This window comes from Aeromonas sp. QDB11, from assembly GCF_027705265.1.
Lineage (GTDB): Bacteria > Pseudomonadota > Gammaproteobacteria > Enterobacterales > Aeromonadaceae > Aeromonas > Aeromonas allosaccharophila.
The window spans coordinates 1-19,555 of sequence record NZ_JAPDBM010000016.1 but is presented as its reverse complement, the minus strand read 5'-3'; the positions used below and the strand labels follow the sequence as shown (position 1 = coordinate 19,555).

The following is a 19,555-nucleotide window of genomic DNA, read 5'->3' as shown; positions in this document are numbered from 1 at the left end:
TGGCCAGCCGTGATGAGAGAGGGAGAGTGAGGATGCAGATCCATCGACATTGGCTGATACTGGCCGGTCTCTTCGGGTTGACGGCCACCATGTTGGGGGCGTATGGCGCTCATGGATTGGCGGCGACCGGCATTACGCCCGAGCGTCTGGCGGCGTTCAATACCGCTGTGCAGTATCAGTTTTTTCACGCATTGGCCCTGCTGGTTCTGGGCTGGTGTGGTGTGCGCAGCAAGGTAATCCACCTGGCTGGCACCGCCTTTGTGCTGGGGATCATCGGATTCTCCGGCAGTATTTACGCCATGGTGCTGCTTGGCAGCAAGGGGCTGGGGCTGATTACCCCGGCCGGTGGCCTCTGTTTTATGTTGGGATGGGCGGCTTTGATTTGGGCCGGCTGTCGTCTTGGAGGAAAAAATGAATAATCTGCTGCTTTATTGCCGCCCCGGTTTTGAGAAAGAGGCGGCTGCAGAGATCACCGAGCGTGCCGGTAACATGCAGTGCTACGGTTTCGCCCGGGTCAAGGACGACAGCGGTTATGTGATCTTCGAACTGTATGACGAGGAGCAGGCGGACCTGCTGGCTCGCAAGCTGCCGTTCCGGGAGCTTATTTTTATCCGTCAGATGCTGGTGGTGACCCATGAGCTGAAGGCGCTGGATGTCGCGGACAGGATCACCCCCATCATCGAGGCGGTTCGCGAATACACCATTTGTGGCGATCTGCGGGTCGAGACCGCGGATACCAACGAAGCGAAAGAGCTGTCGGCCTTCTGCCGCAAGTTCACCGTGCCGCTTCGTCAGGCGCTGCGCAGCAACGAGATCCTGACCAAGAAGGAGACGCCGAACCGTCCGGTGTTCCACGCCTTCTTCATGGCCAATGATCACGTGTTGCTGGGTTACTCCTACTCGTTCAACAACTCCGGATTCCACATGGGGATCCCGCGTCTGCGCTTCCCGGCCGATGCGCCGAGCCGCTCCAGCCTCAAGCTGGAAGAGGCGTTTTACGTGTTCGTGCCGCGGGAAGAGTGGGATATGCGTCTCTGCTCCGGTCTGAAGGCGGTGGATCTGGGCGCCTGCCCGGGCGGTTGGACCTATCAGCTGGTGCGTCGTGGCATGATGGTGACGGCGGTCGACAACGGCATGATGGCCCAATCCCTGATGGATACCGGTCAGGTCAAGCATATCCGGGATGACGGTTTCGTCTGGCGTCCTAGCAAGAAGAACACCTACTGGCTGGTGTGCGACATGGTCGATAAACCGGCGCGGGTCGTTCACATGATTGCGGACTGGTTCCGTGAGGGCGACTGTCAGGAGGCGATGTTCAACCTCAAGCTGCCGATGAAGAAGCGCTATGCCGAATCGGTGCACAATATCGAGGTATTGCGCGAGATGCTCAAGGAGATCGACAACGCGTTCGTGATCCAGGCCAAGCAGCTCTATCACGATCGGGAAGAGATCACCGTGCATGTTTACAACAAGTACTGGGTCTCCAAGCTCGAGCCCAAGGCGTGATGTAAGCGTTCAGCCCGTACGATAAATGCCAAGGCCGACAGGGAAACCTGTCGGCCTTTTGCTATCTGGCTGCCGGAAAATATCAGAAACGGTAATCGAGGCGCAGGGAAGATTCGTCGTCGGTCACCTTGATCTCGATCTGCAGCGGGATGGTTTTGTCGACCGGATTGAACTGCATTTTTATCCCGTCTCCTCTCAGCCTGACGGCGGTGTTCATACTGCCAGCCTTGAACTTGACCTTGGGTCTGAAGCGTTCGACCGACAGACTGACGCTCTTCTCCGGGGTCAGATTGAGCTGCGGGTAGGAGGTGATCTTTTGATTACCGAAGTTGTCGGTGGAGACTTCAATACCAAACGACAGGGGTTTGGGCGTCTTGAGCAGGTCGTTGGTATCCAGGCTCGAGCGCCATACCTCGGTCGCAGTCCGTTTTTCCTGCTGCGGCAGTTTGGCGGTTTGGGTTGATTGCACCTGTTCGAAGGCACTGGCAGTGCCACACATCAGCAGTAGACCCGAAACCAGATAGCACCCGTATCCCTTCATGAAAAACACTCCCTGTTCTTCTTCTCTATTGAACATAGTTGCTGTTCGGGGAGTGGAAAAGGATTCGGAAATATAAAAAAGGGAGCCGAAGCTCCCTTTTTAAATCAATGAATTAACTCACAGTCGATCGATGATGGCCTGGGTGAATTCACTGGTAGAGGCGCTGCCGCCCAGATCGCGGGTGACCCGGTCACCGGATTCGATGGTGGCTCGTACGGCCTCGCGGATCCGCTCTGCTTTATCCTGCATGCCGAGGTACTCCAGCATCTGGATGGAGGCGAGGATCACCGAGGTCGGGTTGGCAATGTTCTTGCCTGCGATGTCGGGCGCAGAGCCATGGACCGCCTCGAAAATGGCGGCGCCATCGCCGATGTTGGCGCCGGGTGCCATGCCCAGGCCACCGACTAGACCGGCGCAGAGATCCGAGAGGATGTCGCCGAACAGGTTGGTGGTGACCATGACATCGAAACGCTCCGGATACATCACCAGATTCATGCAGGCGGCATCAACGATCATCTCTTCGCTCTGGATATCCGGGTAGTGGCTGGCGATTTCACGGGCCACTTCGAGGAACAGGCCGGAGGTCGACTTGAGGATGTTCGCCTTGTGGATGACGGTGACCTTCTTGCGGCCCTCCTGACGCGCCAGCTCGAAGGCGAACTTGACGATGCGCTCGGCCCCTTCGCGGGTGATGATGCTCATCGCCTCGGCGCTCTTGTTGTCATCGCTGCGCTTTTGACCGGCACCCGAGTACATGCCTTCGGTGTTTTCACGTACCGTGATGATGTCGATGTTGTCGTAACGGCTCTTGGTGCCCTTGAAGGAGATGACCGGACGCACGTTGGCGTAGAGGTTGAATTTCTTGCGCAGGGAGACGTTGATGGAGGTAAAACCACCGCCGACCGGCGTGGTCAATGGCCCTTTCAGGCTAACTTTGTTCTTCTCTATCAGATCCAGTGTGGCCTGGGGCAGCAGCTCGCCATGTTTCTCGAGCGCAACCAGACCTGCATCGGCATATTCGTATTCGAAATCGCAACCCGCATGGGTCAGGATCTGGATGGCTGATTCAATAATGCTGGGGCCGATGCCGTCGCCGGGGATCACGGTAATTTTTCTTTTGGACATGAGAGGGTTCCACTTCCAGGGTATAGGGGAGGATGGGGCTGCTTTATAGCATTTACTCAGCAAACCAACCACATTCCTTTACATTCTACTCACTTTCATCAACAGCGAGGGTGAGTCTCGTCATGGTTCGCACCCTTGCCTGCATTTTTGTTCGGCCATTTAGTCCGGCTGGGGCGGGTAGCGGATGTCCCGCAGGTTGAATCCCAGCACAATATCCCGCTGCAAGCGCACCAGCCGCTGGGCCAGCAGGGCTTCATCCTGATGCTGGCGCAGCTTGAGCAATGGCTTGGCGGCATCCTCTTGCAGGCAGGCCTCGAGCATGGCCGCCAGATTGCCATATTGCTGCAACAGCTGGGTAGCGGTCTTGGGGCCGATCCCCGGAACCCCCTTGATATTGGAGCCGCTGATACCGGTCAGGGCCCAGAAGTCGACCAGCTGAGCGGGCGCTACCCCATATTGCTGCTGGACGAAGGCGGCATCCAGCCAACGTTTGTTGAAGTAGTCGCGCACCCTGATCTGCGGGCAGATGAGCTGACAGAACCCTTTGTCGGTGGAGATGATGGTTGCCTGATGGCCGTGGCTGGCGATGCCGCAGGCTAGAGTGGCGATGAGATCATCCGCCTCATCGGTCTCGGAGAGCAGGGCATCGACACCGCACTCCCAGAAAGCATCCTGCAGGGTCGCCAGCCCTTCACGCAGCTCGGGGGGCATGGGCGTGCGCCCCTCCTTGTAGGCCGGATAGGCCTCTTTGCGCCAGCTATGCACCTCGCCATCAAACACGGCGATGACATGGGTCGGTTCGCTATTGGCCAGCAGCTTGCGGCAGGTATTGATAAGGTTGGCGCGGGTAGCGACCAGCGCCTGGGCAGGAGTCAGTGCCTGCTGGGCCTGTACCGCGTGCAGACGGCGAATGAGGTTGAGGGCATCGATGATGAGCAGGTGTGGCCGGATAGTTGACATGGGGCACTCTTGGCGGTCGGGACGCCCCATTGTAACAAACCACTCGCCTGATGGGGGATTGATGGTATTCGGGAAGGGATAGCGTCAATAAAGAGGGGCGCCGATGCGCCCCTCTGTCGATGATGTGACTGTCTGTACCCTAGCGCACGATTTCGTAGCAGGGCACATACTGGCTGCCCGGCAGCTTCATTCGCTGTTGCTTGACGAAGCTCTCCAGCAGCTTGTCCATCAGGTGCATCAGCTCCTTGTCGCCGTGCAGCTTGAAGGGGCCTTTCTTCTCGATGGCGCGAATGCCCCCTTCCTTGACGTTGCCAGCGACGATGCCGGAGAAGGCACGGCGCAGGTTGGCAGCCAGCAGTTGCGGCGGTTGATTGCGGTGCAGATCCAGACTGGCCATGTTGGCGTGATCCGGCTCGAACGGGAGCTGGAACTCAGGCTCAATCTTGAGGGACCAGTTGAAGGAATAGGCATCGCCGACCGATTTGCGATATTCGCGAATTTTCGGCATCGCCTCTTTCATCACCCGGGCTACTTCCGGCGCATCGCCGACGATGATCCGGTAGAGCCGGGTAGCAGGCTCGCCCAGGGTCGCCTTGATGAAGTCATCGATGGCACGGAAGTAGTCGGCGCTCTCTTTCGGGCCGGTCAGAATGATCGGCATCGGCTGGCGTTCGTTGGCCGGGTTCATCATGATGCCAAGCAGATAGAGCAGCTCTTCGGCGGTGCCGACCCCGCCCGGGAAGATGATGATGCCGTGGCCCAGACGCACGAAGGCTTCCAGTCGCTTCTCGATATCCGGCAGGATCACCAGCTCGTTGACGATGGGGTTGGGCGGTTCGGCCGCGATGATGGAGGGTTCGGTTAGGCCGATGTAGCGGCCGTTTCGTACCCGCTGTTTGGCATGGCCGACGGCGGCCCCCTTCATTGGGCCCTCCATGGCGCCCGGGCCGCAACCGGTACAGATGTTCAGCTCACGCAAGCCCAGTTCGCTACCCACCGCGCGGGTGTACTGGTATTCGATCTCGTTGATGGAGTGGCCACCCCAGCAGACGATCAGGTTGGGATCGGCGCCAGGCAGGATCACCTTGGCGTTGCGCAGGATGGCGAACACCACGTTGGAGATATGGGTGGAGTTGGTCAGATTGACCTGGCGGTTGGACTCGAGCTGATTGGAGACATAGAGAATGTCGCGCAGCACCGAGAAGAGGTGCTCCTGAATGCCGCGAATAATTTCGCCATCGACGAAGGCGTGCTCGGGGGCATTGAACAGTTCCAGCTTGACCCCGCGCTCGCGCCGGATCACATGAATATCGAACGATTTGAAGCGCTCCAGGATCTCCTTGGAGCTGTCGGTATGACTACCGGAATTGAGCACTGCCAGCGAGCAGTTGCGAAACAGTTGATAGATATCGCTGGAGGCAGTCTGCTTGAGGCGATCCACCTCAAGCTGTGACAGCAAATCCATGCTGCCGACGGGATTGATGTGCGTAATCATAGGTTCCCCTTTACTCACTTGTTATCGTTGTGTTTTTCCCTGGGGAGAAAAGGGGACGCCATGTAGCATCCCCTGAGATCGATAGTAGTGGTAACAGAGGGGGGAGGGAAATAGGGGGACGACTGTTCGCTGTTTTTTTAGCCGGTTGTCAGGCCAGTGTCACTTGATCCCGACCGGTGTTCTTGGCGTGGTAGAGCGCCTTGTCTGCCCGCTCGAACACATCGGACGGGTTGTCCCCATCCTTGAACAGGGTTGCGCCGATGGAGATAGTGATCTCCACCTTGGCATCGCGAAAACGGAACGGGATGCTCTTGATGGTCTGGCGCAGGGTCTCCAGCGGCTTCTGGAACTTGTCCGGGTTGATGTTGGGCAGCAACACCACGAACTCTTCCCCGCCGAAACGGGCGATGAAGTCAGTGTCACGCAGTGCGCTCTGCAGCGCCTTGGCGACCACTTTCAGCGCCTTGTCACCCGCCATATGGCCGTAGTTGTCATTGATGTTCTTGAAGTGATCGATATCGATGATCGCCATGCAGAGCGGAGTGCGGTAGCGCAGCCAACGTTTGTACTCCTGCTCCAGCCGTTCATCGAGGGCGGCCCGGTTGTGTACCTGGGTCAGGCTGTCGAGGAACAGCTTGTGCTTCTGAATGGTCAGCCGCTTCTTGTACTCGGCGGTCTCCTCCTTCATCAACCGCAGCTTGGACTCCATGGTGGAGAGGCGGGTGAGCAGGTGACGCTCTCGCGCCGCCGTGCTCTCGCGCTCTTGCAGCAGCAGGTTGATGGCACCCATGTGGCCTGAGATGGTTCGCTTGAGCGCATCGAGGGAGTTATGGCTGGCCAGGGATTGATCGATGGCCTGCAGCTCGTTGACCAGCGCCTCGCGGGTCTCTCTGGTTTCGTTTTGCAGCGCGCGCCCCTCGTCGAGGGATTCGGTAAACCCGACATGTACCGCGGACAGGCTCTCGTTGAGGGAGCTGAGGAAGGCGCGGGAGGCTTTGCGCTCCTCACGGGTGCCTTCGATGATGAGCTCAATCACCTGCAGGCAGGTTTCCGCCAGCAGGGCAGGGTTGATCCCGATCAACAGCTGGCGGCGGATGTCGCCCAGGCTCTCGCCGATGGCACCGGCAAAGTCGAGTTCGGTGATAAGCCGCTGCAGCTCGTCGGCGATGCGGGCGTGATCCTTGAGATCAAACGGGTCGACATCGGGCTGGCCATCGTGGCTGGTGGGACCGTTTTCTTGCTGAGTTGCATTTGCCGGTGCCAGCAGGGGCTGGCTGGGCAGCAGCTGGATCTTGATCGCCTGCTGGTAGAACTCCAGCAGTTTGATCACCTTCTTTTGCTGATCGGCAATGCCGTAACCGATCGGACTGGCCAGAAACTCCTTGAGGGATTTGCGGGTCTCTTCCGGGAAGCCCTTGATGGTTTTCAACTGTCTGGAGCCAAGATCGATGGCTGTCTGGGTCAGGGTGATCGACTCTTCCAGCGCATTGCTGTGCTGCTGCAGCAGTTTTTCAATGGCCAGCAGATCGGCGTCCAGCGAGGTGAATGCGGGATTGTTATCCAGTTTCTGCTTGAGTTTGGCGAAGCGATTGTCCAGCTCGCGGTCGAAGCCACGGCAGGAGAGCATCAACTTGTTGATAAACTGGATGCCGCGGGCACGCTCTGCATCGGAGAACGAGAGAACGCCGTCGAGTTCCAGCTGTTTTTGCTGAAGGGATTCCCTGAGCCTGGCCAATTGTCCTGCTACGGCAGCGATGTCATTCATTATCAGGTCGCCCTGTTGTCATTATTGTTTTTGGTGTTGGATAGCAACAGTGGTCGAACCGGGTTTCGAGCCTCGCCCTGTTATCTACATTTCCGGGTGGTCATCGGCAGCCGGCTTCCTTGCAAGGCTGGGCCAATTAACCCATTGCTTTTCATGAGAAGAATTGACTTTTACCAGCCCCTTGTCAATTGCCATCAAGCCGCATTGCCACACATCCCCATTAAAAAATGCGGCCTGTTGGCAATCGATGGCAGCGAGCTCCAACCAGACGTTTTGCTGGCATTTTTCACTGAGCTGAATGGCTCCCGACAGGGCGAGGTAGCAGAGGTCAAACAGGCCATTGTAATCGAGCGCCGTCGCCGCTTTGGGCAGGAAGGGGTGACTGACAATCCCGAGGCTGATCCGGCGATCCAGCGGATAGCGGCAAGGGAAGGCGGCGATGGCCGTCAGCAGGTCTCCCGCCAGTTGATGCAGGTTGGTGACGTGGCGCTGTGGCACCACATAGAGCATGTGCCCTTCCCGCAAGTCATAGATACGGCCATCTTGCGGGGTCAGGGTATCCATATAGGCACCGAAAGCCAGCTCGATCTCACTGCTGGCCTGATAGCCGTGGCGTTCCAGCGTGTTGACCAGGAAGGGCACCCGGAACAGCAGATAGTGCAGCTTGTCATCAAACTCGCTGGCGTGTTGTTCACTGAGATACCAGCGATCCGATTTCAGCTGGCGCTTTGCCATCTCCCGCGGCCAGCGGTTCATCAGCCGCTGCCAGTTGGCCAGCCCCGAGCGTGGCTCGATCAGCAGGGCCTCATTGGTTCGTTTCAGTTGCAGGCGAGCGGTGCGCAACTTGAGCCAGAGGGTGAAGAAGAGGTAGATAAAGAGCGCCAGCAGCAGGCTGGTGGTGATGCTCGACCAGAGATAGCGCTCCTGCTGGTGCTGGCTGTTGCTCAGGCGCTGTTCCAGCTCCTTGATATGCTGCACCCGTTCGACCTGGACATAGTTGTCGCGGATCGCCGCCTGCTCCATGGCCAGCTCCTGCTGGCGCACCTCTTCGCCAAGACGGTGGAAGCGCTTGTAGCTGTCGAGGGCCTGGCGCAGATATCCCTTCTGCTCATAGGCGAGGGAGAGCAGGCGGAAGACCTCGTATTGACGGCGGGTATCGCCGAGCTGGTTGGCCAGCGCGCGGGCGCTCTCCAGCTGCAGGATGGCGATGGCGGCCTCCTGTTTCTTCAGATAGAGCTCGCCGAGCAGCAGCAGCGTATCGATCAGCGGCTCTTTGGCATCGCTCAGCTCGTGGGACTGGCGGGCCGCATTGAGGTAGTTGCTGGCCAGCGACAGGTTGCCGCTTTGCAGGTAGGTCTTGCCAATTTCGTATTTGAGCAGGGAGGCCTGCGGCCGGTTGCTCCCCTCATCGAGCAGGTCCAGCGCATTGAAGAAGTAGACCAGCGCCATGTTGAGGTCACCCTGCTCGCGGTTGAGCCGCGCCAGCACCATCAGGGAGTCGCACAGCAGGGAGGGGTTGCCGATGGAGTGGAAATAGTTGGCCGCCTCATTGGCATATTGCAGCGCTTTCTGGGGCTCCTGCTCCTGCTGGTAGAGTTTGACTATCTGGTTCGACAGCAGGCCGAGAAAGAGCGGGTCGTTGAGACTTTTGGCCTGTTGCTGGGCATCGATATATTCCCCCAGCGCCAGCTGTGGCTGCTGCAGCGCGCGATAAAGATCGCCGCTGATGGCGCTGACCCAGGCACTGGCGAGGGGATTGGGGGTCTTGGCGGCCCAGATCCGCGCGTCTGCCAGATGGGCCTTGGCATCATCGAAGTGCTGGTTTTCGATGTCGTAGCTGGTGCGTTGCAGGCGGCCATAGATCTGCAACTGGCTCTGCTTGAGAGCGGGGACGGCCAACTGCTCGTCCAGCTGAGCCATCAGGGCGCGGCTGGTGCTCTGGTTATCCGGTTTGAGGGCCTGACTGCGGATCTTGAGATAGAGGCCGTGGGCCTTGAGTTCCGGTTGCCGCTCTTTGTCGGCCAGCGCCATCGCCTTGTCGAGCGCCTGCTGGGTGGCCTGATATTGGCCAAGCTGCAGCAGACACTCCCCTTTGAGCAGATGGGCACCTATGGTCTGGGCTACCGTGCTGTAGCTCAGGATAGGTTCGCGATAACCGAACTCTTGGCGATTGCTGATGATTTGCTGGGGATTATTGGCTGCGCGCGCCAGGAAGGCGGTGGTGATCTGGACACATCTGGCAGGATCGGCCAGGACCATCGATTGCGCTTGTTGCAGATCGATAGAGAGTTGCTCCTTGTCCAGATCCAGATTCGGAGCTGACAGGGAGGACATCATCATGGCCAGAAAAAACAGTTGATTCATTGGATTAAGGACGGCGCAGAGGTGTTGGCATGTTATCCAAGCCCCCCCCTGCGAGTCCAGCGTTTACTGTGGTTTGCAGGTGGCCAGCAAGTGGGGTTCGTCTGGAGTTTATTATCCAGCGCCCTCATCCTTGCCATATAAAGCATCGATTGAAACCTTCTGGCGCACTATATAGAGGGCAGTGGACCTGCCCTCTTTGCTGCAGCTCGCGTTTATTGGCGGATCAGACGCAGGTTGGCGGGCACTGCTTCGAAATCGGAGCGGAACGGGTTGATATCGAGGCCGCCGCGGCGGGTATAGCGGGCATAGACGGTCAGCTGCTCGGGCTGGCAATAGCGCTTGAGGTCGATAAAGATGCGCTCGATGCACTGCTCGTGGAACTCATTGTGCTGGCGGAACGAGATAAGGTAGCGCAGCAGCTTCTCCCGATCGAGTTTCGGCCCCTTGTAGCGGATCACCACGGATCCCCAATCCGGCTGGCTGGTCACCAGACAGTTGGATTTGAGCAGGTGGCTGTGCAGGGTCTCTTCTACCTGCTCGCTGCCGGCCGCCCCTTGCAGCAGGGTCGCATCAAACTCGTAATGGTCTACCTCGATATCCTGCTCGTCGATGCACTCGCCGGGCAGCAGGGCAATCTGGTGCGGCGCCTGGTCGAGGGGGAACAGGGTGACCTTGACGGTTTCACCGGCACAGGCGCTCAGATCCTTGGTCAGCATGCCGGCGACCGCCTCGATGGAGTCGCAACGAGTCTGGTTGAACGAGTTGAGATAGAGCTTGAAGGATTTGGATTCGATCAGATTCGCGCTGGTGGCCGGAATGGTCACTTCACCCACCGCCACCATTGGCTTGCCCTTGGCGTTGAGCCAGGAGAGCTCATAGAGGGTCCAGACATCGCAACCGGTAAAGGGCAGATCATCGCCCAGCTGGAGGTCATCCCGGTTCAGGCTGCGGGGAACCGGTTGCAGCAGGGAGGGGGTGTACTGGCTGATGTAATCGGATTGCTGGCCCAGGCTCAGGCCGGTCAGGGCGCTGGCCCCGGCGTATCTATCTTGTTTGCTCACAGGGTTGCTCACGTAATGTGCTCATGATGAGTGGAATAAAACGGGCCATTGCAGGGCCGGATGGTTGCAGCCGTTTGGCTTGGGCGTTGGCCTCTCGGTATTCCAGGTTCTGTATCCCGGGTCGTAAGGTCGGCTGGCAACCTTGTCTGTTACCGGGTTTGGTGGTGCAATAGCGGACTTTGCCAGCAATTGTGGGGATTTTCGATGTCGGATCAAGTTTTGTCTGCCCTGGAGCACTTTTTTGCCCGCTGGCAACGGGATGGCGAGGCCAGACGAGGCCTGCCCCTGTGCGAGTGGGAGGCGGACTGGCGTTCCCCCTGCCAGCTTGGCGAGCCCGCCGATGGTCGGGTGGCCTGGCGCCCTCACCAGCGTTCCGAGCCTGCCGATTTTACGGCCATGGCCGATGCCCTTGAGCTGATGATTCACCCCAGCGCCATCGCTCTGTTCGGGCACTGGTTCAGCCGCCCCATCCCCTGCCTCTTCAAGGGGTTGCGCCTTGAATTGATCCTGCCGTGGAACGACGCGGATCTCGACCTGCTCAGGGAGAACCTCATCGGCCACCTGCTGATGCTGCGCAAGCTAAAACGAACCCCCTCCATCTTTATTGCCACCACCCGCAACGAGATGACGCTCATCTCACTGGATAACGAGAGTGGTCAGGTGTGGCTGGAGTGGCTCGATTCTGGCCGCCGTCTGCCGCTGGCCCCCTCCCTGCCCGCGTTTCTGGAACGGTTGGAGACTTTACCGCAATAGCGCCTGTTCGAGCCACCATCGCTTGGTGGAACAGATATTGAAACGAAAAGAGTCTTGCCATGCGGCACGGCTCTTTTTTATAGCGTCGCGTGCAGGGAACGCGCCTAATCCTTGAAATCCCAGGAGAGGTTGGAGACCAGGCGGCAGTTGTCGCATTTGAAATCGAAGATCTCGTGCAGCGGCGCTGCCAGCGCCCACTCACCGCCACAGCTTGGGCAGGGGCGCGCCTTCTCGTCGGCGGCGCTCAGCCCGCCCACCCGGTAGAGGTAGTAGTAGGTGGGGATGCCGCTCAGCACTTCCAGCCGTTTGGCGAGATCGCTGCCGCGCCGGTAGAGGCGGCTGCCCACGTCGCCGATCTCGTGCAGCGCCGCATGTTCGGCGATGGAGCCGTTCATCTGCAACTGATCACACGCCTCCCAATCCTCCTGCCACTTGATGATCTGTTTCTGATCGCCGTTGGCGACGGCGGGCAGCCGATAGAGTGGGATGGGGGCGAAGTGGTCGCCACAGCGTAGCGGCGAGCAGCTGTGCAAAAAGCTGGTATAGAGCAGCATCCAGCTCGGCCGCTCGCCCTGCTCGCCGCAAGGGTCCGTGCTGTCAGAGAGTAAATCCGCCCCCTGCAGCTGCAGTTTAGGCGCCAGCAGCCCGGCCTGATTGAGTTGCTGTTCAGCCAGTCTGACCTGATCGCTCTGGTTGTCGGGGTGCAGGCTATCCTGCTCCGGGCAGACCACCCGGCTGACGAAATAGCCTTCGTGCATGCTGGTGGGGAACTCCCGCCCGAGGATCTGACCCTGATAACGCAGCATGTCGAGGTAGTTGACGATGGCCCGCTCGGCGTCGCCAAGGGAGGTGTCGCGGTAACACTCAAAGCAGAGTTCGACGATATACATGGTTCAGCCTTGCCCCTGCTGGATGAGCAGGTTGGTCAGGCGATCCACCTTCTGTTCGATGCGCGCGAGCTGCTCGGCGAGTTGCTGCAGGGTGAGCGCCGGTGCTGGCTGGGGCGCCGCTTCGGGCAGGCTCTCGCTCTCGGCGGTCGCGACGGGCTGCTGCTTCCACTGGCTCAGCACTTTCAACAGCTCGGCCATCGGCACGGGCTGGGTGAGGCGGGCCTTGATCATGGCGGTGGTGGGCGTCAGGCCCTTGGCGGCCAGCTCGTTGGCAATTCGGATGATCTCGTGGGCGGACATAAGCATGCTCTGGGTGAGAAGGAGGGATCGATTTCGGGGCGGGATCTTAACCAAAGCCAGCAGGGGAGGAAAGGGGCGGGCGGCTTAGCGTGGCTGGCGCAACATCACATCGAGCTGGTCGATCGCTTCGCACCAGTCGGAGTCGTGCCAAAGGGCATCGCGCAGAAAGCTGGCCTGGGCGGCATTCCAGAAACTGGCCTCCGGCAATAGGGTTTCATTGTCGAGGTGATGGTCGTGCACAAAGCGGTGCAGGCTCAGCTCGTCGTTGGCCATCCCGAGTTGGGCAAACAGGGCTGGCAGATCGTGGACAAGGGGTTCCATCTCGTCTCTCCCTTTGTTTAATCCCTGAGATTATAGACAGGCATAGCCTCCGGGCGCAGAGACGAGATTGGGGATCAGGCAGAGGGGATGCGGTGAGGTGGCAGATCAACGCCGACGACGTGCAGCCCCTGCATCTTGAGGGTGCCCTGATAGTGGCTCTCGCCATCGCTGGAGAATTCAAACTGATAGTGGGTCAGCAGCCGCAGGGGATTGCGGGCCAGCTCCCGCCGATTACGGGCCAGCGACAGCAGTTGCAGATCATGGTGCTGGCAGTAGCGGCGCATATATTGCCAGGCCACTTCTGCCTGTTGGCGTTGCAGCCAGAACAGGCCGGCAACGGCAATCAGCAACAAAATTCCGAGCATCTCTCCCATAGGCGGGCTTCCTTATCGTGATGTCGATAACCGGGAGTCCTGCTCGGCACTCCCAGTCTCCTTTTCTATTTCCCGCTGTGCTACCTCGTGGCGTGAGGGGGATGCGAGGGATCAGGCCGAGGCAAACAGACGGCCGATGGCCTTGCCCAGCGCCTCGCTGCGGTCGGGGTCGCGCAGTCTGGCCAGCATATCATTGCGCAGGGCCGGTAAAGTGACCAACTCGGCAAAAACCTGATTGAAGAACTGGGTCGGTTGCAGTGCCAGCTGTTCCAGATAGTGGCTGAGCAGATTGGCATCTTTCAGATCGGGCCAGAGCCGACCAGCGATAGCGAGCAGCAGCGCCGGGCTCGGCTGGGTTTGCAGCAGGGTCAGCAGCTTGTTGCTGCGCAGTGCGCTGCAGGGGCAGGAGGCCATGGCGCGGCAGAGGTAGGCCAGGGTCTCAGAATTGGGAGTGGCGCACTCCTGCTCCTTGCCGATCCGCTCGAGCAAGGCGCCTTGCACGGCCGGTGGCAAGGGGGCGCTCTCCAGACTCTGGCAGAGGGCGTAGAGCGGTTCCTGCGGCAGCTTGGGCAGCGCCTTGCAGATCAGCGCCAGATTGCGCTCATCATGCAGCCGCTCGGCCAGATCGGCAAAGCCCTGCAGCCCCAGCGTCTGCCAACCTGTGTCGTTGGGGGCGGCCAGATAGTGGCAGAGGGCATCGTAATAGGCCGAAGGGGCCTGCTCCAGCTGGCGCGCCAGCTTGGCGTGCAGGCTGGCCATCTTGGCCTCCGCCGGGCGGAAGGTGTAGGGATTGTCGGCTAGGCGCTGGGCCTTCTCTTCATCCAGATCGCCGGTCAGCTTGTAGCCCAGGGTCTCCACCACCTGATCCATGAACAACTTGGGGCCGTTTGACATCAGCAGGCCGCGTTCATCGAGGGCAAATTTGAGGAACCAGAGGTAGTGGCGAGACTCGCTCGGCTGGAAGAAGTGCACACCGAGCCAGGCGTGCTGTTGCAGCGGCCAGGGGTAGGGCTCCTGCTGCTGTTCGATGCGGACAAAGGTGTCGCTTGCCAGTGGCCGCACCTGGCGGCCCATGTCAAACAGCTGGAACTGGGTGCCAGCCTGAGTCAGAAATTCGGTCAAGGTATTGATGGCAGTAGGCGTCGCAGACATGGTGAGATCCGGCTAATGGTGATGCGGCCCGATTATAAGGCCCTTGCCGAGGATAGCCAGTGGCAGCAGACGTGCGCTGCGGCAGATATCAACATGGCAGCCATGCGGGGGGAGGTGTATAGTATCGCCCTTTTTTAACGGCGGCAGGCCGCGCTGGCTGCCGTGTATGTCGTTGACCCGGCTGAATCGCCGGTGCTGCGCGACTGAATGTATCGGCATCCTGGCTGATCCTGTCGGGTCAGCGGATCAATCTGTGGTTATGAGGAAGAGAGCGAGATGAATCAATATTTGCTGGTAGCTGGCCTGTTGGGGGAACTCACCGCCGAGTTGCAGCGCCTCGAGCGCTGGCAAGCTGACCATCCCGGTGACGAAGCTCTGGCAAGCACCCTGCCTTTTTGTGTCGATACCCTGAGCTTTGATCAGTGGCTGCAGTTCGTGCTGATCCCGCGCATGGAGCAGCTGGTGATGTTGCAGGCGCCGTTGCCCACCAGCGTCTCCCTCTATCCCATGGCCAGCGAAGTGTACAAAGAGCAGCTGGCCGAGGTGGCAGCGCTGCTGCGCCTGATCGCCCGCTTCGATCTGCTGCTCTCCGGTAAAGTGATCGAACAATGATGCCAGAGCAAACGCGAGAAGAGAGTGACCTGAAGCTGACCCTGCTCTATCAGGATGAGTGGCTGGTGGCGGTCAACAAGCCGTCCGGCCTGCTGGTGCACCGCAGCTGGCTCGACAAGGCCGAGACCCGCTTTGCCATGCAGATGACCCGGGATCTGATCGGCGGCCGCCATGTCTATCCGGTGCATCGCCTCGACCGTCCCACCTCCGGCGTGCTGCTGTTTGCGCTCGACCCGGTGATTGCCCGCGCACTGACCGAAGCCTTTACCCAACGTCAGGTACACAAGGAGTATCTGGCACTGGTGCGCGGCTGGGCGCCCGAGCAGGGGGTGATCGACTATCCCCTCAAGGAGCAGCTGGACAAGATTGCCGATGCCATGAGCAACCCGGATCGCCCGGCGCAGGATGCCGTCACCACCTTCCGTCGCCTGTATCAGGTCGAGCTGCCCCACGCGGTCTCCAAGAAGCACCCCACCAGTCGTTACAGCCTGGTCAGATTGTTTCCGAAGACCGGCCGCAAGCATCAGCTGCGCCGCCATATGGATCACCTGTTCCACCCCATCGTCGGGGACACCACCCACGGGGATGGCCGTCACAACCGCTTCTTTCGCGAGCACTTTGGCTGTGAGCGGCTGCTGCTGGTGGCCCGCACCCTGAGCTTTACCCATCCGGTGCTCAAGGTACCGATGCGGATCCAGGCTCCGCTCGGTCAGGATGTGTTGCGGCTGTTTGCCGAGCTGGGCTGGCCCGCCAGCGAGAGCGACTACTAAGCGCCTGATCCTCGGCCCTGAACGGGTGGTATCTGACGCCAGCTTGCTGATAGAGTTGCTAAAAGAGTGACTCAAGCAGGGAGAGGAGAATGGCGCAGATCGATATCGTGGTAGGAACTGTCTACGGCGCAGCCATGCTGGTGGCCGAGACCCTGGCAGATGAGTTGGAACGCAAGGGGCATCACTGTTCCCTGCACGAAGAAGCACGGCTGGCGGACATCGACCCCGGCCGTTTTTTATTGCTGGTCAGTGCCACCACTGGGCAGGGGGATATTCCACCCAATCTGCAGCCCTTTGCCAGCGAACTGGCTGACAAGGCCCCCTGGCTCAAGGGGCTGCGTTATGCCCTGATTGCTATGGGTGACAGCAGCTATGAGCATTTCTGTGGCGCAGGCCGTCGGCTGGACGGATTGCTGCAAGAGCTGGGGGCCACGCGAGTGATTCCCACGCTGGAGCTGGATGCCACCGTGCACGATGAACCCGAACAGGTGGCACTCAGCTGGCTGAAAAAGTGGGATATTCAGCCCTGAATATTCTCTGAAATAGAGCCATATCAATCCCCTGATCCCTAATCGGCAGGGGATTGTTATTTGTACAAATTCAATAGCCTGTCACCGGCATATTTCCCTCACTGAAAGAGGGATATTCCCCTCGCGCACTATCCCATGGCTGAAATGGTTGCAACCTTGCTGCAGACCCGACATCTAAATAAAAGTTCAATCTTGAAAGCGATCTCAGTCATGTTTTTGCCATCCAATCGTAAAATAACGACTTTGGTTCTATCGCGAATTAATTGTTGGTAACGCTTTCAAGTTTGTTGTGATTGCATTATTTGCGTGGTTGTTGGGTAGTTATTGCCATGGTTTGCTATTTTTTACTTGCTGGTGTTGTGGCGATCGTTTGCCGAGCGATTTGTCGCCATTTTGTGAGACGCTTCATATTTGTCGTGAAATACGCTCCCTATAATCAACCTCGGTTATCACCAATAGGATTACATGGTGATAAGAAGTTGAATATTCAGGATCACACTCCTCACTGCGGGAAATAAGGAATATGACAATGAAAATGAAGTGGCTCCCGATTGCAGCAGCTGTTACTGCCGCCCTGGCTTCCCAAGCCGCCTTTGCCGTAGATTTCCACGGTTACTTCCGTTCCGGTGTCGGTGTTTCCGATAACGGCGACATGCAAACCATGAACAAAAACCGGGTTGGTCGTCTTGGCAACGAAGCTGAAACCTATTCTGAAGTTCAGTTGGGCCAAGAGGTTTACAACAAGAACAACCAGACTTTCTATGTAGACTCCATGTTTGCAATGGTTGCTGCCAAGCAAGGTCGTGACTGGGAAAGCACCAGCGGTGATAGCGCTGATTTTGCTCTTCGCCAGTTCAACGTTCAGGCCAAAAACCTGTTTGGCGGCAACGAAACCCTGTGGGCGGGCAAGCGCTACTATCAGCGTCATGACATCCATATCTCCGATACCTACTACTGGGATGTGTCCGGTGCTGGTGCTGGTGTAGAAAACATCGAAGTGGGTCCGGGTAAGCTCTCTGTTGCTGTTGTACGTAATGACCCATGGGAAGAGTACGCAAATGGCAAGCTAGACAGCGATGGCAAACCGGTTAAAGAGCGCCTGGATACCAATACTTTTGATATTCGTTATGCTGGTATCCCGTTGTGGACCGATGCTTCTCTGGAAGTTGGTTACGACTTTGCGATGGCCAATCCGACTGATATGCAGGATAAAGCCAATCCGGATATCAAAGATGGTCACATGTTGACCGCTGAACTGACCCAGTCCATGTTGGGTGGTTTCAACAAGACTGTTGTCCAGTATTTCATTGATGGTTTAGCTGCCCAAGGTGTTGACTATGGCTCAGGCTCAGGCTCAGGCCTCAGCTCTGGAGCTGCTAGCGGTGATGGTTTCCGTCTGATTAACTGGGGTGTACTGCCAGTAGGCGATAAGGTTGAGTTCGGTCACCAGATCCTTTATGCACAGGCCAATGGCTTGGAAAAAGATACTACCGATAAAGACACCTTCTCCGCAGTTGTTCGTCCGATGTACAAGTGGAACGATGTGATGAAGACCATCGCAGAAGTTGGCTACTACAAGGACAACAAAGAAGTTAGTGGTGTGAAAACTAGCACTGATGGTACCAAGTACACCTTGGCTCAAGCTTGGTCTGCTGGCTCCAGCTTCTGGGCTCGTCCGGAAATCCGTGTATTCGCCTCTTACATGCAGCAAGATGGCAACTTCCGTGAAAACAGTAACGGTGTTAATCAAGATGATGCTTGGAACTTCGGTGTACAAGCTGAAGCTTGGTGGTAATCTCTCCATCACCTGATTTCAAGTCGCCCCCGCTTGTCGGGGGCTCTTTTTTTCAAGATGGCGTGTAGGGTATGCAGATGAAATATAGCAAGGTAGCGTTGACGATTTTGTGTTCCACTCTGATGACGGCATGTGCGTCTCTTGAGGCTACTGTGGCTCCCACTCAGGAGTACAAGAGTATTCTCGATAGCCGCTCCAGTGCATTGCAGCAGCTCGGCGCAGCCACCGTATGTTGCACTAGTATCAGTGAGTTGCAGTATCAGCCGTTGGCGGCTGAGCAGAAAAGAGTGGTTGCCATTGATGGCACATCTCCGGCGTTCAACTTCCCGGAAGGAAAAAGCTACTACGCAGCCTTCAAGTTGCCGACCAATTCAGGCGATCTCAAGATCACGGTTGCGGGTCTGATCGACAAGACGTTGTTTAACCCCACCGTGTTGCTGCTGGACTCCCAGTTCAAGCCGACCCGCACCATAGGTGCCGATATCATCACCTACAAACCTGCGCGTATGCTGGATGGGGACAGGGTTGAGGGGGTCTTTACCATCGACCGCTCCTATGTCGGCAATCCGAACAATGAAACCTATATGGTGATTTACACCACTCAGGCCACCCTGAGCCAGACTACCCAAGCCATGAGTCCTTCTAAAATGATGGCTAAGTCCTTGAGCGTGCAGGATTATGGTGCCAAGGATCCGCTGATCCCGCACTCTGCATGGGGGGTCGTCAAAATTGATGTGGAAGATATGAGTGCCAGTGTGCTGGGCGATAACTTCTACAAGCCGGTTTACCAGGAAGCGATTGATGCCAATACACCGATCGTGGATGCGACCCCGAACAAGCTGGTTGTGCCAGTTGCTACCGCTGCAACCGCAACTGCAGTGGCTGGGGCAACCGCTACCGCCGCAGCCAAACCTGCTCCAGCCATGTTGAGTGAAACCGAAGCCTTCTATCAGAGCCAGATCGAAAAAGCGGTCAAGGCGGGGGATATCGACAAGGCGATGAAGCTGGTGAACGAGGCCGAGCGTGCCGGTTCAACCAAGGCAAAAACCGTGTTTGTCGATGCAGTAAAGCGCTCGCAAAAATAGAGTAATATCGGCTGTTGTTGGTCAGATATATTTATTAAGGCCTCCCTTGTTGGAGGCCTTTTTAATCGGTAGACTGTAATCATGTACAGGATCTTTAGCGGCAACCAATTGAAATAGATATAAAAAAGGCTTCGTTTGTGATCTGATTTTATCGCC

At 58.0% G+C, this 19,555-nt stretch carries 20 protein-coding genes; 8 read left to right on the top strand and 12 right to left on the bottom strand.

The features are described 5' to 3' along the window. Positions 1 to 32: 32 nt before the first annotated feature. Together OKC40_RS07495 and rlmM are read left to right on the top strand one after the other, a co-directional pair. Positions 33 to 419, top strand: a complete 387-nt coding sequence (locus tag OKC40_RS07495; RefSeq protein WP_058052208.1) for a DUF423 domain-containing protein — start codon at positions 33 to 35, stop codon at positions 417 to 419. Further along, positions 412 to 1,506: a 23S rRNA (cytidine(2498)-2'-O)-methyltransferase RlmM gene (rlmM, locus tag OKC40_RS07490; protein WP_042058383.1), complete on the top strand. Its 1,095-nt coding sequence runs from the start codon at positions 412 to 414 to the stop codon at positions 1,504 to 1,506. Before OKC40_RS07495 ends, rlmM begins: the two co-directional genes overlap by 8 nt. Before the next feature lie 82 nt (positions 1,507 to 1,588). Here rlmM and OKC40_RS07485 read toward each other — a convergent pair whose 3' ends face one another. The 7 genes from OKC40_RS07485 to queF form a co-directional block, all read right to left on the bottom strand. Then, positions 1,589 to 2,047, bottom strand: a complete 459-nt coding sequence (locus tag OKC40_RS07485; protein WP_270794687.1) for a hypothetical protein — start codon at positions 2,045 to 2,047, stop codon at positions 1,589 to 1,591. 117 nt (positions 2,048 to 2,164) lie between these two features. After that, positions 2,165 to 3,172, bottom strand: coding sequence for an isocitrate dehydrogenase (locus OKC40_RS07480; RefSeq protein ID WP_270794686.1), 1,008 nt, complete (start codon positions 3,170 to 3,172; stop codon positions 2,165 to 2,167). A 159-nt stretch (positions 3,173 to 3,331) separates the two neighbouring features. Further along, positions 3,332 to 4,132, bottom strand: coding sequence for a flap endonuclease Xni (gene xni, locus OKC40_RS07475; RefSeq protein WP_270794685.1), 801 nt, complete (start codon positions 4,130 to 4,132; stop codon positions 3,332 to 3,334). A gap of 139 nt (positions 4,133 to 4,271) precedes the next feature. Next, the gene (gene ppnN, locus OKC40_RS07470; RefSeq protein WP_270794684.1) at positions 4,272 to 5,627 is read right to left on the bottom strand and encodes a nucleotide 5'-monophosphate nucleosidase PpnN; all 1,356 of its coding nucleotides are present in this window, start codon (positions 5,625 to 5,627) and stop codon (positions 4,272 to 4,274) included. Positions 5,628 to 5,775: 148 nt separating this feature from the next. Next, complete coding sequence (locus OKC40_RS07465; protein WP_270794683.1) at positions 5,776 to 7,392, bottom strand: GGDEF domain-containing protein; 1,617 nt, start codon at positions 7,390 to 7,392, stop codon at positions 5,776 to 5,778. A gap of 84 nt (positions 7,393 to 7,476) precedes the next feature. Next, complete coding sequence (locus OKC40_RS07460) at positions 7,477 to 9,756, bottom strand: tetratricopeptide repeat protein (protein WP_270794681.1); 2,280 nt, start codon at positions 9,754 to 9,756, stop codon at positions 7,477 to 7,479. Between the two features lie 212 nt (positions 9,757 to 9,968). Continuing rightward, positions 9,969 to 10,817 carry an NADPH-dependent 7-cyano-7-deazaguanine reductase QueF gene (queF, locus tag OKC40_RS07455; protein ID WP_270794679.1) on the bottom strand — a complete coding sequence of 283 codons (849 nt, stop codon included), beginning with the start codon at positions 10,815 to 10,817 and terminating at the stop codon, positions 9,969 to 9,971. A 204-nt stretch (positions 10,818 to 11,021) separates the two neighbouring features. On the opposite strand from queF, the gene syd reads away from it, so the two are divergent. Beyond that, complete coding sequence (syd, locus tag OKC40_RS07450; RefSeq protein ID WP_270794677.1) at positions 11,022 to 11,570, top strand: SecY-interacting protein; 549 nt, start codon at positions 11,022 to 11,024, stop codon at positions 11,568 to 11,570. Positions 11,571 to 11,674: 104 nt separating this feature from the next. Here the strand turns inward: syd and OKC40_RS07445 are convergent, their stop codons facing one another. From OKC40_RS07445 to OKC40_RS07425, 5 genes are all read right to left on the bottom strand, one after another. Beyond that, positions 11,675 to 12,460 (bottom strand): Zn-ribbon-containing protein, encoded by a 786-nt coding sequence (locus OKC40_RS07445; protein ID WP_270794676.1) that lies wholly within the window; start codon positions 12,458 to 12,460, stop codon positions 11,675 to 11,677. A gap of 3 nt (positions 12,461 to 12,463) precedes the next feature. Beyond that, positions 12,464 to 12,760: a DNA-binding protein gene (locus tag OKC40_RS07440; RefSeq protein ID WP_270794674.1), complete on the bottom strand. Its 297-nt coding sequence runs from the start codon at positions 12,758 to 12,760 to the stop codon at positions 12,464 to 12,466. 84 nt (positions 12,761 to 12,844) lie between these two features. Next, positions 12,845 to 13,081: a DUF2789 family protein gene (locus OKC40_RS07435; protein ID WP_270794673.1), complete on the bottom strand. Its 237-nt coding sequence runs from the start codon at positions 13,079 to 13,081 to the stop codon at positions 12,845 to 12,847. Positions 13,082 to 13,155: 74 nt separating this feature from the next. After that, on the bottom strand, positions 13,156 to 13,455 hold the full coding sequence (locus OKC40_RS07430; protein WP_019445210.1) for a DUF3301 domain-containing protein: 300 nt from the start codon (positions 13,453 to 13,455) through the stop codon (positions 13,156 to 13,158). Positions 13,456 to 13,566: 111 nt separating this feature from the next. Beyond that, positions 13,567 to 14,607, bottom strand: a complete 1,041-nt coding sequence (locus tag OKC40_RS07425; RefSeq protein WP_270794668.1) for a DUF3549 family protein — start codon at positions 14,605 to 14,607, stop codon at positions 13,567 to 13,569. 276 nt (positions 14,608 to 14,883) lie between these two features. Here OKC40_RS07425 and OKC40_RS07420 point away from each other — a divergent pair, with 276 nt between their 5' ends. The 5 genes from OKC40_RS07420 to OKC40_RS07400 all read left to right on the top strand — a co-directional run bounded on the left by OKC40_RS07420 (position 14,884) and on the right by OKC40_RS07400 (position 19,399). Next, positions 14,884 to 15,219: a YqcC family protein gene (locus tag OKC40_RS07420; RefSeq protein ID WP_058052221.1), complete on the top strand. Its 336-nt coding sequence runs from the start codon at positions 14,884 to 14,886 to the stop codon at positions 15,217 to 15,219. Further along, entirely contained in the window at positions 15,216 to 15,989 is a 774-nt protein-coding gene (gene truC, locus OKC40_RS07415; RefSeq protein WP_213392303.1) for a tRNA pseudouridine(65) synthase TruC, read from the top strand. The genes OKC40_RS07420 and truC overlap by 4 nt, the downstream gene beginning before the upstream one ends. Positions 15,990 to 16,078: 89 nt before the next feature. Continuing rightward, complete coding sequence (locus OKC40_RS07410; RefSeq protein WP_213392304.1) at positions 16,079 to 16,519, top strand: flavodoxin; 441 nt, start codon at positions 16,079 to 16,081, stop codon at positions 16,517 to 16,519. Between the two features lie 529 nt (positions 16,520 to 17,048). Beyond that, positions 17,049 to 18,314, top strand: coding sequence for a maltoporin (locus tag OKC40_RS07405; RefSeq protein WP_213392305.1), 1,266 nt, complete (start codon positions 17,049 to 17,051; stop codon positions 18,312 to 18,314). A gap of 152 nt (positions 18,315 to 18,466) precedes the next feature. Further along, positions 18,467 to 19,399 (top strand): MalM family protein, encoded by a 933-nt coding sequence (locus OKC40_RS07400; RefSeq protein WP_270794661.1) that lies wholly within the window; start codon positions 18,467 to 18,469, stop codon positions 19,397 to 19,399. Positions 19,400 to 19,555: the final 156 nt, after the last annotated feature.

Bases quoted from the DNA above. Each gene is read 5' to 3' on its own strand.
- truC (WP_213392303.1), top strand. From the start codon at position 15,216: ATGATGCCAGAGCAAACGCGAGAAGAGAGTGACCTGAAGCTGACCCTG.
- OKC40_RS07405 (WP_213392305.1), top strand. From the start codon at position 17,049: ATGAAAATGAAGTGGCTCCCGATTGCAGCAGCTGTTACTGCCGCCCTG.
- rlmM (WP_042058383.1), top strand. From the start codon at position 412: ATGAATAATCTGCTGCTTTATTGCCGCCCCGGTTTTGAGAAAGAGGCG.
- OKC40_RS07430 (WP_019445210.1), bottom strand. From the start codon at position 13,455: ATGGGAGAGATGCTCGGAATTTTGTTGCTGATTGCCGTTGCCGGCCTG.
- OKC40_RS07465 (WP_270794683.1), bottom strand. From the start codon at position 7,392: ATGAATGACATCGCTGCCGTAGCAGGACAATTGGCCAGGCTCAGGGAA.
- xni (WP_270794685.1), bottom strand. From the start codon at position 4,132: ATGTCAACTATCCGGCCACACCTGCTCATCATCGATGCCCTCAACCTC.
- OKC40_RS07420 (WP_058052221.1), top strand. From the start codon at position 14,884: ATGAATCAATATTTGCTGGTAGCTGGCCTGTTGGGGGAACTCACCGCC.
- OKC40_RS07435 (WP_270794673.1), bottom strand. From the start codon at position 13,081: ATGGAACCCCTTGTCCACGATCTGCCAGCCCTGTTTGCCCAACTCGGG.
- OKC40_RS07480 (WP_270794686.1), bottom strand. From the start codon at position 3,172: ATGTCCAAAAGAAAAATTACCGTGATCCCCGGCGACGGCATCGGCCCC.
- OKC40_RS07410 (WP_213392304.1), top strand. From the start codon at position 16,079: ATGGCGCAGATCGATATCGTGGTAGGAACTGTCTACGGCGCAGCCATG.
- OKC40_RS07485 (WP_270794687.1), bottom strand. From the start codon at position 2,047: ATGAAGGGATACGGGTGCTATCTGGTTTCGGGTCTACTGCTGATGTGT.
- OKC40_RS07460 (WP_270794681.1), bottom strand. From the start codon at position 9,756: ATGAATCAACTGTTTTTTCTGGCCATGATGATGTCCTCCCTGTCAGCT.
- OKC40_RS07440 (WP_270794674.1), bottom strand. From the start codon at position 12,760: ATGTCCGCCCACGAGATCATCCGAATTGCCAACGAGCTGGCCGCCAAG.
- OKC40_RS07425 (WP_270794668.1), bottom strand. From the start codon at position 14,607: ATGTCTGCGACGCCTACTGCCATCAATACCTTGACCGAATTTCTGACT.
- OKC40_RS07495 (WP_058052208.1), top strand. From the start codon at position 33: ATGCAGATCCATCGACATTGGCTGATACTGGCCGGTCTCTTCGGGTTG.
- OKC40_RS07445 (WP_270794676.1), bottom strand. From the start codon at position 12,460: ATGTATATCGTCGAACTCTGCTTTGAGTGTTACCGCGACACCTCCCTT.
- syd (WP_270794677.1), top strand. From the start codon at position 11,022: ATGTCGGATCAAGTTTTGTCTGCCCTGGAGCACTTTTTTGCCCGCTGG.
- ppnN (WP_270794684.1), bottom strand. From the start codon at position 5,627: ATGATTACGCACATCAATCCCGTCGGCAGCATGGATTTGCTGTCACAG.